The sequence below is a fragment of the Streptomyces sp. L500 genome (assembly GCF_054551825.1).
The window spans coordinates 129,578-147,824 of record NZ_JBTOLC010000015.1; the positions used below are offsets into that span (position 1 = coordinate 129,578).

An 18,247-nucleotide genomic window follows, 5' to 3' on the forward strand; every position below is an offset into this window, starting at 1 on the left:
TAGCTCCGGATAAGCAATTTTGACCCGGATTTTGGTCTTGATCCGTTGTCATCCGTGACGAACGGCCCGCGCCGGTGGTTCCCGCCGCCCCCGCCCCCTTCCGTCGGCGTTCCGTACTTCTCCAACGCCCGGTCCCATCTGCGGGTTCCCGTGGTCAGCGGATACAGTCACGGTTGCGTCGACTACGGGGACAGGAGAGGGCCATTACCGGCAACCAGCAGACGAGCTGGGCGTTCGCCGATGTGTTCGTCGCCGAGGACGAGGCACTGCGCTGGGCCCGGGACCGGGCCTACGAGGCGGGGCTGACCTCGGTGTCGAACGGCACCGGTGGGGCGCTGCGCCTGCTCGCCGCCGCTGTGGACGCCAAGGCCGTCGCCGAGATCGGCACCGGCACCGGGGTCTCCGGCATCCACCTGCTGCACGGCATGCGGCCGGACGGGGTGCTGACCACGGTGGACAGCGACCCGGAGTGCCAGCAGTTCGCCCGCCAGGCCTTCCGCGCGGCGGGCTTCGCCGGCAACCGGGCGCGCTTCATCCCCGGCCGGGCCCTGGAGGTGCTGCCCCGGCTCGCGGACGGCGGATACGACCTGGTCTTCTGCGACGGTGACCGGATGGAGTCCCTCGACTACCTAGCCGAATCGTTGCGCCTGCTGCGCCCGGGCGGGCTGGTCTGCTTCGAGGGCGTCTTCGCGGACGGCCGGACGGTCGACTCGGCCGTGCCGCCCGCCGAGGTCCAGCGGCTGCGCGAACTGCTCCGGGCCGTCCGGGAGTCCACGGCGCTCGTACCGTCCCTGCTGCCGGTGGGCGACGGACTGCTGTGCGCCGTCAGACGCGGCCCGGCGTAGCGGGGCCGGCGTAGCCGGCTCGGCGGAGCCGGGGCACCGGCTCGGTGCGGCCGGCTCGGTGCCGCGTGCGGATACGCCACCGCCCCGGGGCCGGGACAATGCCGGCGACCGGGGCGGTGCGAGAGGATGATGGGCCCGAGGCCCGTGGCCGTGGACCAAGGGCGTCAGACGACGACCTTCTCCAGGGCCTCGCCGAGAGCCTTGGCCTCGTCGGGGGTCAGCTCGACGACGAGACGACCGCCGCCTTCGAGCGGAACCCGCATGACGATGCCCCGCCCCTCCTTGGTCACCTCGAGCGGGCCATCGCCCGTCCGCGGCTTCATGGCCGCCATGCTCGTTCCCCTTCCTGAAACCAGCTCATCGTCAGCCGACGGCCCCGGGAAGGGCACGCGTCACCGGCATCGAACACATTGCTTCCAGGCCATTATCCCGCATCGCGCGACCCAATGACCAACATCAGTCCGCATCCCTTCGGCAACGCGCTGCCGCAAAACCACTCAATTCGGGGATCGCGCGGTATTCCTGCGTCGCTCTCACGGCCGTCACGATGGCCGATTCTTTGACGCAGGTCACATATCCGGCCCCGATGATCTCCGGCATCCTGAGCACGCACCGCACCACAGCCGACCAAGGGAGGGGCCGCACCATGGCGGACACCGTGCTCTACGAGGTGACCGACGGGCTCGCGACGATCACGCTGAATCGTCCCGACGCCATGAACGCGTTGAACAACGAGACGAAGATCGCCCTCCGCGACGTCCTGCGGCAGGCGGCCGACGACGCCGCCGTACGGGCCGTGCTGCTGACCGCCACCGGGCGGGCCTTCTGCGTCGGTCAGGACCTCAAGGAGCACGTGGCCTCGCTGGCCGCCGACCGCGAGCACGGCACCCGGTCGACGATGGACACCGTCAGGGACCACTACAACCCCATCGTCACCGCCATCACCCGGATGCCCAAGCCGGTCGTGGCCGGGGTGAACGGTGTGGCGGCGGGCGCCGGCGCGGGGTTCGCCTTCGCGGCGGACTACCGCGTGGTGGCGGACTCGGCCGCCTTCAACACATCCTTCGCCGGGGTCGCGCTCACCGCCGACTCGGGCGTCTCCTGGACCCTCCCCCGCCTCGTCGGCCACGGTCGCGCCGCCGACCTGCTGCTCTTCCCGCGCAATGTGAGCGCCCAGGAGGCGTACGAGCTGGGCATCGCGAACCGGGTCGTCCCGGCGGCCGAGCTGGCCGCCGCGGCGGCGGAGGTCGCCCGCCGGCTGGCCGAGGGGCCGACGGCCGCGTACGCGGCGATCAAGGAGTCGCTCGCCCACGGGGCCGGGCACACGCTGGAGGAGACCCTGGCCAAGGAGGAGGAACTGCAGCGCGCGGCGGCCACGGCGGAGGACCACGGGATCGCCGTGGCGGCGTTCCTGGCCAAGGAGAAGCCCCGGTTCGTGGGCCGGTAGGGCGTCGCTTCAGCCCGTCCGTACGTGACAGCCCGCCAGGTGGTCGTTCACCAGGCCGCACGCCTGCATCAGGGCGTACGCCGTCGTGGGACCCACGAAGCGGAAGCCCCGCTTCTTGAGGGCCTTGGCCAGCGCCGTCGACTCCGGCGTGACCGCCGGGACGTCGGCCGACGAGCGGGGCACGGGCCGGGTGGCCGGGTCGGGGGCGTGGGACCACACCAGGGCGTCCAGCTCCCCCGGCGCCAGCTCCGCGGCGGCGCGCGCGTTGGCCAGCGTCGCCGCGATCTTCGCGCGGTTGCGGATGATGCCCGGGTCGGCCAGCAGCCGTTCGGCGTCCTCCTCCGTGAAGGCCGCCACCTTCTCGATGGAGAAGCCCGCGAACCCGGCCCGGAACCCCTCGCGGCGCCGCAGGATCGTCAGCCACGACAGACCCGACTGGAAGGCCTCCAGCGATATCCGTTCGAACAGGGCGTCGTCGCCGTGGACCGGGCGGCCCCATTCGGTGTCGTGGTAGACGCGGTAGTCCGCGAGGGTCTCCGCCTCCAGCCCCCACGGGCAACGGGCCAGGCCGTCCGCCCCGATGACGACTCCACTGGCGCCGCTCATGACGCCTTTCCCTTCCCCGGGCTGTCCTGCGGCTCCTGCGACTCCTGCGGCTCCGGCCGCTCCCGCTCCTCCGTGCCGCCGCTCTCGCGCTCCAGCAGCCCCCGCACCCCTATCGCCGCCGCCTGCGCCCCGGCGAGCGCCGCCTCCAGCTCGGCGATGCGGGCGTCGCGCTCGGCGAGCTCCGCGCCGAGCCGGTCCAGCGCGTCGTCGGTCTCGGCCATGCGGTAGCCGCGCAGGGCCAGGGGCAGCCGCAGCTCCTCGACGTCCGCCCGGCCCAGCGGCCGGGCGGCGGGCAGCGGCCAGGCCATCCGGTCGTGGACGGCCTCGGGCAGGGCGGCCTCCCCGCCGGCGCCGTCACCGCCTCCGCCGGCGACGGCGAGCGTGACCGCGGCGACCACCACGACCAGCGCGATGAGCAAGAACCAGAACACGGCCGTCCCCTCTTTGCGTCCAGGCGGCCGGCGTCGGCCAAACCGTCGACTCCGATCGTGCCATGCCCCACTGACAGTTAAGGTCGCTGGCGGACCAGGGAGAGGAAGAACGGAAAATGCTGCGGCTTGGACGACGCGAGTTCGACACCCACGAACCGGTGATCATGGCGATCGTCAACCGGACCCCGGACTCCTTCTACGACCAGGGGGCGACGTTCCGCGACGAGCCGGCGCTCGCCCGGGTGGAGCAGGCCGTGGCGGAGGGCGCCGCCATCATCGACATCGGCGGGGTCAAGGCGGGCCCCGGAGCCGAGGTGACGGCCGAGGAGGAGGCCCGGCGCACGGTCGGGTTCGTGGCGGAGGTCCGGCGGCGCCACCCGGACGTGGTGATCAGCGTCGACACGTGGCGGCACGACGTGGGCGAGGCGGTCTGCGAGGCCGGGGCGGACCTGCTGAACGACGCGTGGGGCGGCGTGGACCCCAAGCTGGCCGAGGTGGCCGCCCGTTACGGCGCGGGCCTGGTGTGCACCCACGCGGGCGGCGTGGAGCCGCGGACGCGGCCGCACCGCGTCGAGTACGACGACGTGATGGCGGACATCCTGCGGGTGACGGTGGGGCTGGCGGAGCGGGCCGTGGAGCTGGGCGTGCGCCGCGACGGCATCATGATCGACCCGGGGCACGACTTCGGGAAGAACACCCGTCACTCGCTGGAGGCCACGCGCCGGCTGGGCGAGATGACGGAGACGGGCTGGCCCGTGCTCGTCTCGCTGTCCAACAAGGACTTCGTGGGCGAGAGCCTCGACCGGCCGGTGAAGGAGCGGGTCATCGGCACCCTCGCCACGACGGCGGTGTCCGCGTGGCTCGGCGCCCAGGTCTACCGCGTGCACGAGGTCGCGGAGACGAAGCAGGTGCTGGACATGGTGGCGGCCATCGCCGGCCACCGCGCGCCCGCGGTGGCCCGGCGAGGGCTGGCGTAGGCAGGGCCCGTCAGGTCCCGGCCTCCTTCGTCACCAGTCCGATCGCCTCCTCCACGTCGTCCGTGACGTGGAAGAGCTGGAGGTCGGCGGCGCTCACCTTGCCCTGGTCGACGAGCGTGTGCTCCAGCCAGTCGAGCAGGCCCCGCCAGTAGTCGGTGCCGAAGAGGACGATGGGGAAGCGGGTGACCTTCTTCGTCTGGACGAGCGTGAGGGCCTCGAAGAGCTCGTCGAGGGTGCCCAGGCCGCCCGGCAGCACCACGAAGCCGCTCGCGTACTTCACGAACATCGTCTTCCGCACGAAGAAGTACCGGAAGTCGACGCCCAGGTTCACATAGGGGTTGAGGCCCTGCTCGAAGGGCAGCTCGATGCCGAGGCCGACGGAGATCCCGCCGGCCTCCATCGCACCCTTGTTGGCGGCCTCCATCGCGCCGGGCCCGCCGCCGGTGATGACGGCGAAGCCCGCCTCGACCAGACCGCGCCCGATGGCCACCCCGGCCTCGTAGTCGGGCGAGCCGGGCTTCGTGCGGGCCGACCCGAACACGCTGATGGCCGGGGGAAGTTCGGCCAGCGCGCCGAACCCCTCGACGAACTCGGACTGGATGCGCAGGACCCGGAAGGGGTCCTCGTGGACCCAGTCCGCCGTTCCCCGGGTGTCCAGCAGGTGCTGGTCCGTGGTGCCCGCCTGCATCTGGCCGTGCCGGCGGACGACCGGCCCCCGGCGCTGTTCCCGTCGCCCGCGCGACGCCTCGGGATTGCCCATGCTGCTCCCTCCGCCGCGGGCCGCAGGACCCGCGGATCGTCGGTCTCGTTGCACTTCAGGGTAGGTGGTGACCGCCGGGGCGCCGCCCCTCCGGAGAGCGGATCAAGCCGTCAGCCAGGCCCGCAGCCGCTCCTCGCACTGCGTGATCTTGGCGGTGTCCACGTGCTCGTCCCGCTTGTGGGCGTACAGGGGGTCGCCGGGGCCGTAGTTGACCGCGGGCACGCCGAGGGCGCTGAAGCGGGCCACGTCCGTCCAGCCGAACTTGGGCCGGGCCGTGCCGCCGACGGCCGCCATGAAGGCCACGGCCGCCGGGTGGTCGAGGCCCGGGCGGGCGCCGCCGGAGTGGTCGTCGACGACGAACTCGGTGACGCCGCAGTCCGCGAAGACCTCGTGGACGTGCGCGAGCGCCTCCTCGGGGGTGCGGTCGGGGGCGTAGCGGAAGTTCACCGTCACGGTGCACTCGTCGGGGATGACGTTGTTGGCGACGCCGCCCTCGATCCGCACGGCGTTGAGGCCCTCGTGGTACTCGAGTCCGTCGACGACCGGGCGGCGCGGCTCGTAGGCGGCGAGGCGGGCGAGGATGGGTGCGGCGGCGTGGACGGCGTTGGAGCCCATCCAGCTCCGCGCGGAGTGGGCGCGTTCGCCCGTGGTGCGCAGCAGGACGCGCAGGGTGCCCTGGCAGCCGCCCTCGACCTCGCCCTCGGAGGGCTCCAGGAGGATCGCGAAGTCGCCCGCCAGCCAGTCGGGGTGGGCCTCGGCGACGTGGCCGAGGCCGTTGAGGTGGGCGGCGACCTCCTCGTTGTCGTAGAAGACGAAGGTGAGGTCGCGGTTGGGCTCGGGGACGGTCGCGGCGACGCGCAGCTGTACGGCGACGCCGGACTTCATGTCGCTGGTGCCGCAGCCCCACAGGATGCCGTTCCCCGCGACGGAGCCGCTGATATCTGCTGTCAGGCGGGAGGGCACGTTGTCGGCGATGGGCACGGTGTCGATGTGACCGGCCAGGACGACCCGCTCGGCGCGGCCCAGGTTCGTGCGGGCCACGACGTTGTTGCCGTGCCGGTCGACGGTCAGGTGCGGCAGCCCGCGCAGTTCGGCCTCGATGGCGTCGGCGAGGGCTTTCTCGTCACCGCTCTCGGAACGGAAGTCGACGAGCCGGGCGGTGAGGGCGGCGGCGTCGAGGGACAGGTCCAGTGCGGGATGATCCATGCGGCGAGCCTAACGCGACGCCCGGTACGGTCCGGAGGGGCCGCCGGGCGGTCTCTGAAGTAACGTGGCCCGCATGTCCGGGATCACCGTCACCCGCCGTGGCCGCCTGCTGCGCACCGTGGCCGCCTGCGCCGTGCTGCTGGCGCTGGTCGGCTATCTGGTGGCGCAGCTGATCACCGGTGGACCGGGGGCGCCGCGCTGCACGGTGCGGGCGAACGGGCAGGTGTACTCCCTCTCGCCGGAGCAGGCGGTCAACGCGGCGACGATCTCGGCCGTGGGGTCGTCGCGCGGGCTGCCGGAGCGGGCGGTGACGATCGCGCTGGCCACGGCGATGCAGGAGTCGGGGCTGCGCAACATCCACCATGGTGACCGCGATTCGCTGGGGCTCTTCCAGCAGCGGCCGACCCAGGGCTGGGGCACGGCGGCGCAGATCACGGACCCGGTCTACGCGGCGGGGAAGTTCTACGACCACCTGGTGGAGGTGCCGGGCTACTCGCGGCTGCCGTTGACGGTGGCCGCGCAGAAGGTGCAGCGCAGCGGTTTCCCGCAGGCGTACGCCAAGCACGAGCCGGACGCCTCGCTGTTGTCGTCGGGGCTCACGGGCCGCGCGGTGGCGTCGTTCAGCTGTACGAAGAGCCCGAGCGACGGCAAGGCCGGCGATCCGGCGGCGGTGCGGGCGAAGCTGAGCCGCGAGTTCGGCGTGGAGGCGTCCCCCACCGTGACGGGGGACGGCCGGACCGGGGCGGCCGGCGGCCGCACGGTGACCGTGCCGGTGCGCCCGGGGCCGGACGACGAGACGCCGGGGCGGCGCGGCTGGGCGGTGGCGTCCTGGGCGGTGGCGCACGCGGCGGAACTGCGGGTGGAGCGCGTCTCCTTCGGCGGCCGGGTGTGGTCGGCGGAGAATTCGGCGGACGGCTGGCGGAAATCGGCGGAAGAGGCGGGCGGCGACGGCACGCCGGCGGTCCGGATCACGACCGTTCAGTAGTACGACCGTCCCCCCGCCGGGGGTATGCGCCACATACGGGAGTTGCCGGGTCGGCGGGAATCCGCACGCGTTCTCGACGCACCCCCAACTCCCTTGTGAATAACGGCTTTTCAGGCTTCCGTATCGCTTGACAACCTGCCCGGTATGGCGGGATTTCAGCGGGCCCGATAATGCGACGCATTACCCAGTCTTTACCTTCCTCCACCGCAACCTTCCCCGGGCTCACGCGGTAGTCACTGCGTCCGCACGCCGGACAGCAACCGACTTCCCACTCCGTCAAAGGAGCAACATGTCCCTCCCCCTCACGCGCCGGATCGCTCGAGTGGCCCTGCTCGTCGCCGCGGGTGCCGCTCCCGTCGTCGGCGCGGCCGGAGCCGCGAGCGCCGCGGACCTCACCAAGGCCACGGATCTGGCTCCGGTGAGCGCGCTGGACACCACGAACGCGAGCCACACCGTCGGTGCCACCTCCCAGCAGGCCGGCGCCATGGCGACGGGTGTCGGGCAGAAGGCCGTCGGAACGGCCGTGCCGATGGCGTCCCACGCGGTGCACAAGGCCGGCAACGAGACCGTCCCGGCCGCCAACAAGGCCGCGGGCAACCTCGTGGGCGGCGCGGCCTCGGCCGTCGGCGGCACGGCGCAGGGCGTGACCAAGGGCGGCGTTCCGCAGCTGCCCGGCGTCGGCGGCTGATCCGTCCGTCCGGAAGCGGCGGCTTCACGCAGCAGCACCGAGGGGCCCGGGAGCGCAAGCTCCCGGGCCCCTCGTCACGCGTGCCGCGCCCGGATGCGTAGCGCTACTCGGCCAGACGACGGACCGCCGCCTCCACCCGCTCGTCGGTGGCGGTGAACGCGATCCGTACGAAGCGCTCGCCCGCCGGACCGTAGAAGTCACCCGGCGCGACGAGGATGCCGCGCTTGGAGAGCTCGCCGACCGTCTCCCAGCACGACTCGTCGCGCGTGGCCCACAGGTACAGCGACGCCTCGCTGTGCTCGATGCGGAAGCCCGCCGCCTCGAAGGCGGCGCGCAGCGCGTCCCGGCGCCGGGCGTAGCGGGCCCGCTGCTCGGCGACGTGCGCGGAGTCGCCCAGGGCCGCGACGGTGGCGGCCTGGACGGGGGCGGCGACCATCATCCCGCCGTGCTTGCGGATCTGGAGCAGCTCGCCGAGGACGGCCGGGTCACCGGCGACGAACGCGGCGCGGTAGCCGGCGAGGTTCGAGCGCTTGGAGAGCGAGTGGACGGCGACGACGCCCTCGTACGAGCCGCCGCAGACGTCCGGGTGGAGCACGGAGACGGGCTCCGCCTCCCAGCCCAGCTCCAGGTAGCACTCGTCGCTGAAGACCAGCACGCCGTGCTCGCGCGCCCAGGCCACCGCGCGGCGCAGCTCCTCTTTGGACAGCACCCGGCCGGTGGGGTTGGACGGCGAGTTCAGCCAGAGCAGCTTCAGGCCGGCCGGGTCCAGCTCGGTCGGGTCGTCGTAGACGACGGGCTCGGCGCCCGCCAGACGCGCGCCGACCTCGTACGTCGGGTAGGCGAGGCGGGGGTACGCGACCTTGTCGCCGGGGCCCAGGCCCAGCTGGGTCGGAAGCCAGGCCACCAGCTCCTTGGAGCCGACGACCGGCAGCACATTGGCGTGCGTCAGGCCCCGGGCGCCCAGGCGGCCCTCCACCCAGCCGGTCAGCGCGTCGCGCAGGGCGGCCGTGCCCCACACCGTGGGATAGCCGGGGCTGTCGGCCGCGTCGGCCAGCGCCCGCTGGACCACGGCGGGCACCGGGTCGACCGGGGTGCCCACCGACAGGTCCACGATGCCGTCGGGGTGGGCGGCCGCGGTGGCCTTGTAGGGCTCGAGCCGGTCCCAGGGGAAGACGGGGAGACGGGAAGAGACTGCGCTCACGGTGCTCGCTGCTCGCTCTCGTGCGCTAGGGGTGGCCGGCGGGGGAGAACGCCGATGGGAAAGCCGCGGCCCCGTACGGCGATGGCCGTACGGGGCCGCGGTCGGGACCGCTGTCGGTCAGTGCTCCGCCGGGTTGATGTCCGCGGGCAGAGCGGCGATGAAGGGGTGGTCGCGCTCGATCAGGCCCAGCTTGGAGGCGCCACCGGGCGAACCGAGCTCGTCGAAGAACTCGACGTTCGCCTTGTAGTAGTCCTTCCACTCCTCCGGCGTGTCGTCCTCGTAGAAGATCGCCTCGACGGGGCAGACCGGCTCACAGGCACCACAGTCGACGCATTCGTCCGGGTGGATGTACAAGGACCGGGAGCCCTCGTAGATGCAGTCGACGGGGCACTCCTCGATGCACGCCTTGTCCTTCACGTCGACACAAGGCTGCGCGATGACGTAGGTCACGCTGTCGTTCCTCCTCGGTAGGGCTCATCTCGCGCGGGAGCGCGGCGTCGTCGATGCCCACACCTAGTATCTCCCTCCCCGGGCACATGACGAACAAGAGGGGCGGACAGAGCTGTGGAATTCACCACGGGCGGAAGACTGGAGGTCCGGATCTCCACGGCAGATGTGGGAAAAAGGGTCTCCGTACGACGGCTGAACGACTCGGGGAGTTCGGAGCGTTTCACCGACGCGGTGGGGGTACTGACCTCCTGGAGCGACGGTGTGCTGCGAATCACACGGCGTACCGGTGAGATCGTGGAGGTCCCCGAGGCCACCCTGGTCGCGGGCAAGGTCGTGCCCATGACCCCCGCCCGACGGCGCGGCCCCGCCGCCGGGCTGCGCGAGCTCCAGGAGGTCGCGGCGCGCGGCTGGCCCGCGCGCGAGACCGCCCGGCTGGGCGGCTGGGCGCTGCGCGCCGCGGGCGGCTTCACCACCCGGGCCAACTCCGCCCTGCCCCTCGGCGACCCCGGGCTGCCCCTGCCGGAGGCCCTGGAGCGGGTGGCCGCCTGGTACGCGGAGCGCGGCCTGCCGGCGTACGTCCAGGTCGCCACGGGCCACCCGGACGCGGACGAGCGGCTGGACGCGGAGCTCGCCCGGCACGGCTGGACGGCCGAGCGGCACGCCCTGACCCGGACGGCCGCGCTGGCGCCCCTCGCCGACGCCGTGGCCCCCGGCTCGGGTGACGTACGGCTGACCCGCGAGCCGGACACGGCCTGGCTCGCCGCCTACGGGCGGGGCGGCGCGGACCCGGCGGACGCGCGGGCCGTGCTGGGCGGCGGGCCGTCGGTGTGGTTCGCGACCGTGCCGGGAGCCGCCGGGGAGCGCCCGGCGGCCGTCGCGCGCTGTGTCGTCGACGGCCGGTGGGCCGGGTTCGCGGCGCTGGACGTGGCCCCGGAGCGGCGCCGGGAGGGGCTGGGCACGCTGGTGATGGCCCGGCTGGCCCAGGAGGCGCTGCGCGAGGGCGCCTCGGCCGCGTACCTCCAGGTGGAGACGGACAACACGGCCGCCGCCGCGCTCTACGACGAGCTCGGGTTCACCACCCACCACGCCTACCACTACCGTCGCGGCCCGCAGCGCTGACACGGTCGCACCATGGACAGTGGCGGTGGCTGCGCCACCGCCCCGAGGGGTACGAGGCACGCATGTACGACGACACCACCGACCGGCGCCGCCGCTTCGCCGGAGCCGCCCGGGACGACCGGCCCGACCTCGCGCTGCTGTGCCTGCTGATCGCCGAGGAGGCCGAGGCCGTCGCGGCCGCAGAACCCGGCGGGAAGGCGGGCGAGGCCATGACCGACGCGGCGCAGATCGAGCTCGACCGGCTCGCCGGGTCGCTGCCCGCGCTGGGCCGCGGGGCGACGCCCGTCCGCTGGGCGGACGCCCTGGCCACCCTCCTCGGCGAGCGCCACGGCTTCCACGGCACGCCCGCGGACTACCGGCGGCTGGAGTCCTCGCTCCTGCCCGAGGTGCTGCGGCGGCGGCGCGGGCTGCCGATCCTGCTGTCCGTGGTGTGGATGGAGGTGGCCCGCCGGGCGGGCGCGCCCGTGTACGGGGTGGCGCTCCCCGGCCACTTCGTCGTCGGCCTCGGCGACCCGCGGGGCGAGCACGTGCTCGTCGACCCCTTCGACGGCGGCCGGGTCCTCTCCGAGGAGGACGCGGGGCTGCTGGTCGCGGGCGCGACGGGCACGCCCCTGACGCCGTCGATGTTCTCCCCGGCGGCCCCCCAGGAGATCGTGCTGCGCGTCCTGAACAACATCCGCGCCTGGGCGGCGGCGCGCCCCGAGCGCAGCGACGTCCAGCTGTGGGCCGTCGAGCTGTCGCTCCTCCTGCCCAGCCACCCCGCCCGGCTCCGCTACGAACGCGCCGAGCTCCTCGTCGAGCGCGGCGACTTCGCCCGCGGGGCGCGGGAGCTGGAGGAGTACGCGGAGGTCATCGCGACGGTGGAGCCGGACGCGGCGGAGACGGTCCGCCACCAGGCGCTGGCCGCGCGGGCGATGCTGAACTGAGGGGCGCGGCCCCGTCTCCGGGCCACGGCTGGTTCGGCACCGCCGGGCACCTCGCGGTGGGCTGGTCGCCGTCGCGACGGGAAAGAGGCCCCGGTCCCGCCCTTTCGCCGTTTCCTGGGGGCAAGCCCCCAGCCCCCCAGGGCCAGGGCCCTACAGCCACCCCTTGTCGCGAGCGATCCGTACCGCCTCCGCACGGTTCCGCGCGCCCGTCTTCTGGATCGCCGTCGACAGATAATTCCGCACCGTCCCGTGCGAAAGATGCAGCTTCCGAGCCAGCTCGGCATTGGTGGAGCCATCGGCGGACGCCGTGAGGACCGCGCGCTCGCGGTCGGTCAGCGGGTTCGCCCCCTCCGCGAGCGCCGCCGCCGCCAGCGTCGGGTCGATGACGCGCTCGCCGCGCAGCACCCGCCGCAGCGCGTCCGCCAGCTGGGCCGCCGGGGCGTCCTTGACCAGGAACGCGTCCGCGCCGGACTCCATGGCCCGGCGCAGATAGCCGGGCCGGCCGAACGTCGTCAGGATGACGACCTTGAGCCCCGGCAGCTCCCGCCGCAGCAGCGCCGCCGCGTCGAGCCCGGTCATCCCGGGCATCTCGATGTCCAGCAGCGCCACGTCGAGGGCCGTGGCACGAGCCGCGTCCAGGACCTCGTCACCCCGGGCCACCTGCGCGACGACCTCGATGTCGTCCTCCAGGCCGAGGAGCGCGGCCAGCGCCTCCCTGACCATCGACTGGTCCTCGGCGAGGAGGACACGAATATTCCCGGGCGGCTGTGCTGAAGTCACAGCGACAGGGTAGAGGTCAGACGGCCACCCGCCGCGAGAGCGGTACGCACGCCCGCAGCCGGAACCCGCCGCGCGGGCCCGTGCCGGTCTCCAGCCGGCCGTCGGCGAGGACGAGCCGCTCGCTCAGGCCCGTCAGCCCGTTCCCGTAACCGCGCCCCGGCCCCCGGCCGTTGTCGGTGACGGTCAGGCACATGTCGTCGCCCGCCTCCGTGAGCGTCACCTCGCAGCGCGTGGCGCCGCTGTGCCGGACGACGTTGGTGACCGCCTCGCGCAGCGCCCAGGCCAGGGCGCCCTCCTCGTCGGGCGGCAGATCGGGGTGGCCGGTCGCGGCCCGGGTCAGGTCGGCGGCGATGCCCGCGGCGGCCAGGGCGGTACGGGCCCCGGCCAGCTCGGCCTCCAGGGTGGGGCGGCGAAAGCCGCTCACCGCCTCCCGGACGTCCACGAGCGCCTGCCGGCTCACCCGCTCGATGTCGGCGACCTGCCGGGCCGCGTCCTCCGGCCGGTCCGGGAGCATCCGCCCGGCCAGCTCGCTCTTGAGCGTGATGAGCGAGAGCGAGTGGCCCAGCAGATCGTGGAGGTCGCGGGCGAGCCGCAACCGCTCCTCGTTGGCGGCGAGATGGGCCACCGTCGCCCGCGCCTCGCGCAGCGCGCGGGTCGTCAGGGCCATCTGCCGCACCCCCACCATCGCGAAGCCGCCGAGCAGCGCGGGGACGACGAGCGCCACCACGAACTCGGCCACCGGGCCCCGCATGCTCGCGCCGACGGCCACCAGTACCCCCGTGACCAGTGGAACGGCGGCGCGAGCGATCTTGGTGGGGAAGACCGCCCCGCAGGCGATGCTCGAGAAGACGAACAGCACCAGCCAGGGCGTCCCCAGAGTGAGGGACAGGACGAGGGCCAGGCCCAGCATCACCCCGATCCAGCCCAGCACCTTGGGCCGGTCCAGGGCCCGTGAGGTGTGGCGGAAGACCAGGGTCAGGTAGGCCGCCACGAAGGCCACCAGGCCCGCGCCGCCCAGGAGGTCGCCGACCAGGGCGTGGTGGTCGCCGAGGACGTCCTCCGCCGGGGCGGCGAGGTAGAAGAACCAGATGGAGATCCACAGCAGTTTGATCACTACCTGGCGGCGGTTCTCGGGCTGGGTTCCCATGCCGTTGTGGGTCTCGGCGGCCGACGGGTCGTCCTCGATCTCCATGACGGCTCGCCAGGGGTTGCGGCGTCGTTCGCGTCCGGCCATCGGCCCGTCTCTCCCTCCGTCCGTCCCGGCAACCGTCCCGCTTCGGCTCAGGCCTTGCGGGTGTCCTTGCGGTAGAGCCAGGCCGCGCACCCGGCGAAGACGACAAGATAAGCCAGCAGCAGACCGACGTCCTTCAGGTGCGGCGCGTCGCCCCCCTCGATGGCGTGGCCGAGCGCGGCGTAGGCGTAGGTCGGCGTCCACTTGGCGACGGACTGCAGCCAGTCCGGGAAGGTCGTGGTCGGCATCCACAGGCCGCCCAGCATGGACAGCGCGAAGTAGACGATCATCGTGACGGGCCGGACGGCGTCACCGGAGACCAGGTAGCCCAGGGCCACGCCCAGCGCGGCGAAGACGATGCTGCCGGCCCAGATCGAGCCCGTGAGCGCGCCCCACTGCCAGGCGTCGAGCCGGACGTTCTTGACCGCCACGGCGACGGCGAAGACCACCAGGATGGAGGGGAGGGAGACCACGGCGGCCGAGGCCACCTTGGCGGCCACGTAGCCGCGGCCGGGCAGGGCGGTGAGGCGCAGCTGGCGCACCCAGCCCTTCTCGCGCTCCTTGGCGATGCGCTCGCTGTTGCCGACGAGGACGGCGGTGATGGCGCCGAAGGAGGCCATCGAGACCATCATCAGCAGCGGCAGCGTCAGGTTCGTGCCCTCGACGAGCTCCTTCTCGCTCGCACCACCGGCGATGAGCAGGAACAGCAGCGCCGGGTAGAGGATGGAGAAGAACATGAACTTCTTGTTGCGCAGGGTGCGCGTTATTTCCAGCGTGATGAGAGTCTTCACTTGGCCGCCTCCTCGGCGGTCGCGGCGTCGTTGATGGCGAGGAATGCCTGCTCCAGGCCGAGGCCCGCGACCTCGAGGTTGCGCGGGTAGAGGCCCAGCCCGTAGAGGGCGTGGACGGTGGCGTCGGCGTCGTGGGACTGGATGCGCACCGTGCGGCCGGACACCTCCAGCGAGGAGAGGAACGGCAGCTCGCGCAGCGCGCCCTCGCCGACCGGCTGGTCGAGGTCGAAGACGATGCGGCGGGCGCCGGCCTTGGCCTTGATCTCGGCGGCCGAGCCGTCGGCGAGCAGCTTGCCGCCGCGCAGCACGATGACGCGGTCGGCGATGGCGTCGGCCTCTTCGAGGTAGTGGGTGGCGAAGAGGACCGTACGGCCCTGGCGGGTCTGCTCGCGCATCACGCCCCAGAACGCCTGGCGGGCCGAGACGTCCATGCCGGTCGTCGGCTCGTCCAGCACGATGAGGTCGTTGGCGCCCGCCGTGGCCATGGCGAAGCGCACGCGCTGCTCCTGGCCGCCGGAGAGCTTGTTGACCATGCGGTCGGCGATGCCGGTGAGGTCGGCCGCCTCCAGCACCTGGTCGACGGGGAACGCCTTGGGGTGGAGGTCGCAGGCGAGCTTCACGATCTCGCGGACCTTCACCTCCTCCATCAGCCCGCCGGTCTGGAGCATGGCGCCCACCCGGCCCTGGAGGATGGCCTCCTGGGGCGTGGTGCCGAAGATCTCGACGCGCCCGGCGTCGGGATTGCGCAGGCCCAGCAGCAGGTCCAGGGTCGAGGACTTGCCCGCGCCGTTGGGGCCGAGCAGGGCGACGGTCTCGCCCGGGTAGAGGTCGAGGCTCAGATCGGAGACGGCACGCACGGTGCCGTAGTTCTTGCTGACGTTCTCAAAGCTGACCACGGGGGCGCCCGTGCGGCGCCCGTCCCCCGTGTTGACGCTTGCAGTAGTGGTCATGGAAGACATCTTCGCTGGTCAGGGGGTGCCGTCGGCAGTGTCGGACGTCGTGGGCCGGGGATGACAGATGTCATGGACAAGGCCATGCCCGGACGCACACGAGCCCCCGTGCCGCGGGGGCACGGGGGCTCGTGAGTACGGGCCGGGGGCTCGCTCAGCCGGTCTGCATGATCGTCCCGACGCGCTCTGCGGGCGTCTTGCCGCGCAGCGCCTTGCCGAGGGCGCCCGCGACGTCCTGCGGGGTGACGGGCTTCTTGGTGCCGTCGCCGCGCTGGATGAGGACGCCGTCGAACTTCTTGCCGTAGAGCTTCTTGAGCTCCTCCAGGTCGTAGCTCTCGACGAGCTTGCCGCCCACCTCCTTGACGGAGAGGATCTTCGGCAGCGAGAGCTCCGGCCCGAACTGGATGCTGTGGGCCGGGTCCGTCTGCACGGTGACCAGGCCGGACATCGCGGGCTTCGCGAAGTCCTGCATCATCCGGTCGACCTCGGCGTTGGTCACCTTCGGCTGCTGCGAGGACGTCGTCAGCTCGACGGGCTTGTCCTTGCCCGTGGCCGCGCGGTCGCGGTACGCCTGGGCGATCACCTTGACCGACTTGTCCACGTCCACGCCCTCGTACGGCTTCCCGTAGACGGCCACGGCCTTGCCCGGCTCGAACTTGATCGTGCCGTCCGTCGCCGAGCCGCTCTCGCCGGCCAGCGACTTGAGGGCGGCGGCGACCTTCTCCTCGTCGACGCTCAGGGCCGGCTCGGCGGCGTGGGTGTTGCCGATGAGCGAGCCGAGGACGGTGACGGGGTTGTAGTCCCGGCCGGACGCGTCGCGCACGGTGGCCTGGGTGTCGATGGACAGGCCCGCCACGGACGGCTTGAGGGCGGCCGGCTTGCCGCCGATGGAGAGCTTCAGCGGAGCGGTGGCGCGGTCGCCGAGGGCCGAGTCGAGCTTCTTGACGGCCTCGTCCTTGGACTTGCCGCCGATGTCGACGCCGAGGACGGTGGTGCCGTTCGGCACGTCGGCGTGGTCGAGCAGCAGGCCCGCCGCGTAGGCGGCGGCGACGAGGCCGATGACCCCGCCGGCCAGGAGGACGAGCTTGGAGCGGCCCTTCTTCTTGGGCGCGGCCTTGGGTGCCGGCTTGGGCGCCGACTTGGCCGCCGGGGCGGGCGGCTTGGGCACGCCGGTGCCGGACGGCGCCGGCGGCGGCGGGACGGCCCCCTTGGGCTTGGGCACGGCGACGCGCGGCGCACCGGCGTCCGCCGGGGCCTTCGCCCCCTGCCCGGCGGCCGGGGTGCCGGCCGGCACGCCACCGGCCGGCTTCGGCGCGGGCACGCCCGTGGGGGCGGAAGCGGAGGGGGAAGCGGAGCCCTTCGGGCCGCGCTTCTTGCCCTTGCCCTTGCCCGCGCCACCGCTCTGCGAGGCACCGCCCTGCGGAGCTCCGGCCTGCGGGCCCGGCGGCGGGACCATGGGCACGCCCTGGCGGGGCGTGTCGGTACGCCCGGTGGCGAACGCGGCACCTCCGGCGGGCACGCCACCGATGGTGGGGCCGACGGTGGGCATGGACATCTGCTGGGTGGTCCCGGCGTTCGGGACGGCACCGCCCTTGGCGTCACGGGGACGCCCCTTGCCGCCCGGCTGCGGGGCACCGCCGTCGGCCGCCGACGCGTCACCGGGCCACGGGGCACCACCGTTGGCGGCACCGGGGCCACCGGGGTGGCCCTTGCCGCCCGGCTGCGGGACGCCACCAGTCGTCAGGGGGTCACCCTGCCACGGAGCGCCGCCGTTGCCGACGGGACCACCGGCCTGCGGGGCGCCGCCCGGCGTCGAAGCGTCACCAGGCCACGGCGCACCGCCGTTGCCGACGGGACCACCGGAGCGGCCCTTGCCACCTGCCGCACCGGGACCGCCCGGCTGCGGCACGGCACCGGTCGTGGAGGCGTCGCCGGGCCAAGGCGCGCCGCCGTTGGCGGCACCCGGGCCACCGGGGCGGCCCTTGCCACCCGGCTGCGGGACGCCACCGGTCGTCGCGGCGTCACCCGGCCAGGGCGCGCCACCATTCGCGGCACCCGGGCCACCAGGGTGGCCCTTGCCACCCGCCTGCGGGACGCCACCGGTCGTCAGGGGGTCACCCGGCCACGGGGCGCCGCCGTTGCCGACCGGGCCGCCGGGCTGCGGCATGGCGCCCGTCGTCGAGGCGTCAGCGGGCCACGGCGCACCACCATTCGCGGTACCCGGACCGCCCGGCTGCGGGACACCGCCGGTCGTCAGGGCGTCACCCTGCCACGGAGCGCCGCCGTTGCCGACGGGACCGCCGGGCTGGGGTACGGCGCCCGTCGTCGAAGCGTCAGCGGGCCACGGCGCGCCGGCGCCGCCCGGGTGGGCCTTGCCGCCCGGCTGCGGGGCGCCGCCCGGCGTCGAGGCGTCACCCGGCCAGGGGGCGCCTCCCGTCGGTGCGGGGTCGTTCGGGTGCTGCATGGCGCCCGGGGTCGCGGGGGTGCCGCCGGGCCAGTCGTCGCCGGAGGCGGCCGCGCGGCGGCGTGCGGCGCCCTTGCCGGTGGGGACGCCCTGCTGGGCGCCACCGGTCGTCGAAGCGTCACCCGGCCACGGTGCGCCGCCGTTGCCGACGGGACCGCCGGGCTGCGGGGCGCCGCCCGGCGTCGAGGCGTCGCCCGGCCACGGCGCACCGGCACCCGGCGTGCCGGCCTGCGGCACCGCGCCCGTCGTGGTGGCGTCGCCCGGCCACGGGGCGTCGGCGCCCGGGACGGGCGGCTGGGGCATCGCGGCGGTGGTGGAGGGGTCCTGCGGCCAGGAGCCGCCGGAGCCGGCGGCCGGGGCCTGGTTGCCGCCGAACGCGCCACGGGCGGC

General features: G+C 73.8%; 19 protein-coding genes. 7 read left to right on the forward strand and 12 right to left on the reverse strand.

Annotation, left to right across the window (positions count from 1 at the left end; translation table 11 throughout):
- Window positions 1–173 precede the first annotated feature (173 nt).
- Complete coding sequence (locus ACX9I7_RS16770; RefSeq protein ID WP_189451581.1) at window positions 174–845, forward strand: O-methyltransferase; 672 nt, start codon at window positions 174–176, stop codon at window positions 843–845.
- 164 nt (window positions 846–1,009) lie between these two features.
- Here ACX9I7_RS16770 and ACX9I7_RS16775 read toward each other — a convergent pair whose 3' ends face one another.
- Complete coding sequence (locus tag ACX9I7_RS16775) at window positions 1,010–1,177, reverse strand: DUF3117 domain-containing protein (RefSeq protein ID WP_126915881.1); 168 nt, start codon at window positions 1,175–1,177, stop codon at window positions 1,010–1,012.
- A 314-nt stretch (window positions 1,178–1,491) separates the two neighbouring features.
- Here ACX9I7_RS16775 and chcB point away from each other — a divergent pair, with 314 nt between their 5' ends.
- Window positions 1,492–2,292 carry a 2-cyclohexenylcarbonyl CoA isomerase gene (gene chcB / locus ACX9I7_RS16780; RefSeq protein ID WP_387566600.1) on the forward strand — a complete coding sequence of 267 codons (801 nt, stop codon included), beginning with the start codon at window positions 1,492–1,494 and terminating at the stop codon, window positions 2,290–2,292.
- Window positions 2,293–2,301: 9 nt separating this feature from the next.
- On the opposite strand, the gene ACX9I7_RS16785 is transcribed toward chcB, so the two are convergent.
- Both ACX9I7_RS16785 and ACX9I7_RS16790 read right to left on the reverse strand, forming a co-directional pair.
- Window positions 2,302–2,898 (reverse strand): DNA-3-methyladenine glycosylase I, encoded by a 597-nt coding sequence (locus tag ACX9I7_RS16785; protein WP_387566603.1) that lies wholly within the window; start codon window positions 2,896–2,898, stop codon window positions 2,302–2,304.
- Entirely contained in the window at window positions 2,895–3,329 is a 435-nt protein-coding gene (locus tag ACX9I7_RS16790; protein WP_358624289.1) for a DivIVA domain-containing protein, read from the reverse strand. Before ACX9I7_RS16790 ends, ACX9I7_RS16785 begins: the two co-directional genes overlap by 4 nt.
- Window positions 3,330–3,445: 116 nt before the next feature.
- Here ACX9I7_RS16790 and folP point away from each other — a divergent pair, with 116 nt between their 5' ends.
- Entirely contained in the window at window positions 3,446–4,306 is an 861-nt protein-coding gene (gene folP, locus ACX9I7_RS16795; protein ID WP_387566609.1) for a dihydropteroate synthase, read from the forward strand.
- 10 nt (window positions 4,307–4,316) lie between these two features.
- Here the strand turns inward: folP and ACX9I7_RS16800 are convergent, their stop codons facing one another.
- Window positions 4,317–5,066, reverse strand: coding sequence for an LOG family protein (locus ACX9I7_RS16800; RefSeq protein ID WP_126915877.1), 750 nt, complete (start codon window positions 5,064–5,066; stop codon window positions 4,317–4,319).
- A 102-nt stretch (window positions 5,067–5,168) separates the two neighbouring features.
- Complete coding sequence (dapE, locus tag ACX9I7_RS16805; protein ID WP_459387790.1) at window positions 5,169–6,272, reverse strand: succinyl-diaminopimelate desuccinylase; 1,104 nt, start codon at window positions 6,270–6,272, stop codon at window positions 5,169–5,171.
- A gap of 73 nt (window positions 6,273–6,345) precedes the next feature.
- On the opposite strand from dapE, the gene ACX9I7_RS16810 reads away from it, so the two are divergent.
- Both ACX9I7_RS16810 and ACX9I7_RS16815 read left to right on the forward strand, forming a co-directional pair.
- The gene (locus ACX9I7_RS16810) at window positions 6,346–7,257 is read left to right on the forward strand and encodes a hypothetical protein (protein ID WP_387566613.1); all 912 of its coding nucleotides are present in this window, start codon (window positions 6,346–6,348) and stop codon (window positions 7,255–7,257) included.
- A gap of 289 nt (window positions 7,258–7,546) precedes the next feature.
- Window positions 7,547–7,945: an ATP-binding protein gene (locus ACX9I7_RS16815; protein ID WP_189451588.1), complete on the forward strand. Its 399-nt coding sequence runs from the start codon at window positions 7,547–7,549 to the stop codon at window positions 7,943–7,945.
- A 103-nt stretch (window positions 7,946–8,048) separates the two neighbouring features.
- Here the strand turns inward: ACX9I7_RS16815 and dapC are convergent, their stop codons facing one another.
- A complete protein-coding gene (dapC, locus tag ACX9I7_RS16820; protein WP_358624303.1) occupies window positions 8,049–9,146 on the reverse strand; it encodes a succinyldiaminopimelate transaminase in 1,098 nt (365 codons plus the stop codon).
- A 117-nt stretch (window positions 9,147–9,263) separates the two neighbouring features.
- Window positions 9,264–9,596 carry a ferredoxin gene (fdxA, locus tag ACX9I7_RS16825; RefSeq protein ID WP_058046091.1) on the reverse strand — a complete coding sequence of 111 codons (333 nt, stop codon included), beginning with the start codon at window positions 9,594–9,596 and terminating at the stop codon, window positions 9,264–9,266.
- 114 nt (window positions 9,597–9,710) lie between these two features.
- On the opposite strand from fdxA, the gene ACX9I7_RS16830 reads away from it, so the two are divergent.
- Both ACX9I7_RS16830 and ACX9I7_RS16835 read left to right on the forward strand, forming a co-directional pair.
- Window positions 9,711–10,715: a GNAT family N-acetyltransferase gene (locus ACX9I7_RS16830; protein ID WP_459387791.1), complete on the forward strand. Its 1,005-nt coding sequence runs from the start codon at window positions 9,711–9,713 to the stop codon at window positions 10,713–10,715.
- A 62-nt stretch (window positions 10,716–10,777) separates the two neighbouring features.
- Window positions 10,778–11,641, forward strand: coding sequence for a transglutaminase-like domain-containing protein (locus ACX9I7_RS16835; protein ID WP_387566620.1), 864 nt, complete (start codon window positions 10,778–10,780; stop codon window positions 11,639–11,641).
- Between the two features lie 150 nt (window positions 11,642–11,791).
- On the opposite strand, the gene ACX9I7_RS16840 is transcribed toward ACX9I7_RS16835, so the two are convergent.
- The 5 genes from ACX9I7_RS16840 to ACX9I7_RS16860 all read right to left on the reverse strand — a co-directional run.
- On the reverse strand, window positions 11,792–12,421 hold the full coding sequence (locus tag ACX9I7_RS16840; RefSeq protein WP_276319233.1) for a response regulator transcription factor: 630 nt from the start codon (window positions 12,419–12,421) through the stop codon (window positions 11,792–11,794).
- A gap of 16 nt (window positions 12,422–12,437) precedes the next feature.
- The gene (locus tag ACX9I7_RS16845) at window positions 12,438–13,655 is read right to left on the reverse strand and encodes a sensor histidine kinase (protein ID WP_387566623.1); all 1,218 of its coding nucleotides are present in this window, start codon (window positions 13,653–13,655) and stop codon (window positions 12,438–12,440) included.
- Between the two features lie 47 nt (window positions 13,656–13,702).
- Complete coding sequence (locus ACX9I7_RS16850; RefSeq protein ID WP_387566626.1) at window positions 13,703–14,443, reverse strand: ABC transporter permease; 741 nt, start codon at window positions 14,441–14,443, stop codon at window positions 13,703–13,705.
- Window positions 14,440–15,393 (reverse strand): ABC transporter ATP-binding protein, encoded by a 954-nt coding sequence (locus ACX9I7_RS16855; protein ID WP_358624315.1) that lies wholly within the window; start codon window positions 15,391–15,393, stop codon window positions 14,440–14,442. The genes ACX9I7_RS16850 and ACX9I7_RS16855 overlap by 4 nt, the downstream gene beginning before the upstream one ends.
- A 154-nt stretch (window positions 15,394–15,547) precedes the next feature.
- Window positions 15,548–18,247 (reverse strand): peptidoglycan binding domain-containing protein (locus tag ACX9I7_RS16860; protein WP_459387792.1); only part of this gene is annotated, 2,700 nt, incomplete at its 5' end.

Bases quoted from the DNA above. Each gene is read 5' to 3' on its own strand.
- ACX9I7_RS16815 (WP_189451588.1), top strand. From the start codon at position 7,547: ATGTCCCTCCCCCTCACGCGCCGGATCGCTCGAGTGGCCCTGCTCGTC.
- ACX9I7_RS16800 (WP_126915877.1), bottom strand. From the start codon at position 5,066: ATGGGCAATCCCGAGGCGTCGCGCGGGCGACGGGAACAGCGCCGGGGG.
- ACX9I7_RS16835 (WP_387566620.1), top strand. From the start codon at position 10,778: ATGTACGACGACACCACCGACCGGCGCCGCCGCTTCGCCGGAGCCGCC.
- ACX9I7_RS16810 (WP_387566613.1), top strand. From the start codon at position 6,346: ATGTCCGGGATCACCGTCACCCGCCGTGGCCGCCTGCTGCGCACCGTG.
- chcB (WP_387566600.1), top strand. From the start codon at position 1,492: ATGGCGGACACCGTGCTCTACGAGGTGACCGACGGGCTCGCGACGATC.
- ACX9I7_RS16855 (WP_358624315.1), bottom strand. From the start codon at position 15,393: ATGACCACTACTGCAAGCGTCAACACGGGGGACGGGCGCCGCACGGGC.
- folP (WP_387566609.1), top strand. From the start codon at position 3,446: ATGCTGCGGCTTGGACGACGCGAGTTCGACACCCACGAACCGGTGATC.
- ACX9I7_RS16845 (WP_387566623.1), bottom strand. From the start codon at position 13,655: ATGGCCGGACGCGAACGACGCCGCAACCCCTGGCGAGCCGTCATGGAG.
- ACX9I7_RS16785 (WP_387566603.1), bottom strand. From the start codon at position 2,898: ATGAGCGGCGCCAGTGGAGTCGTCATCGGGGCGGACGGCCTGGCCCGT.
- dapE (WP_459387790.1), bottom strand. From the start codon at position 6,272: ATGGATCATCCCGCACTGGACCTGTCCCTCGACGCCGCCGCCCTCACC.
- ACX9I7_RS16775 (WP_126915881.1), bottom strand. From the start codon at position 1,177: ATGGCGGCCATGAAGCCGCGGACGGGCGATGGCCCGCTCGAGGTGACC.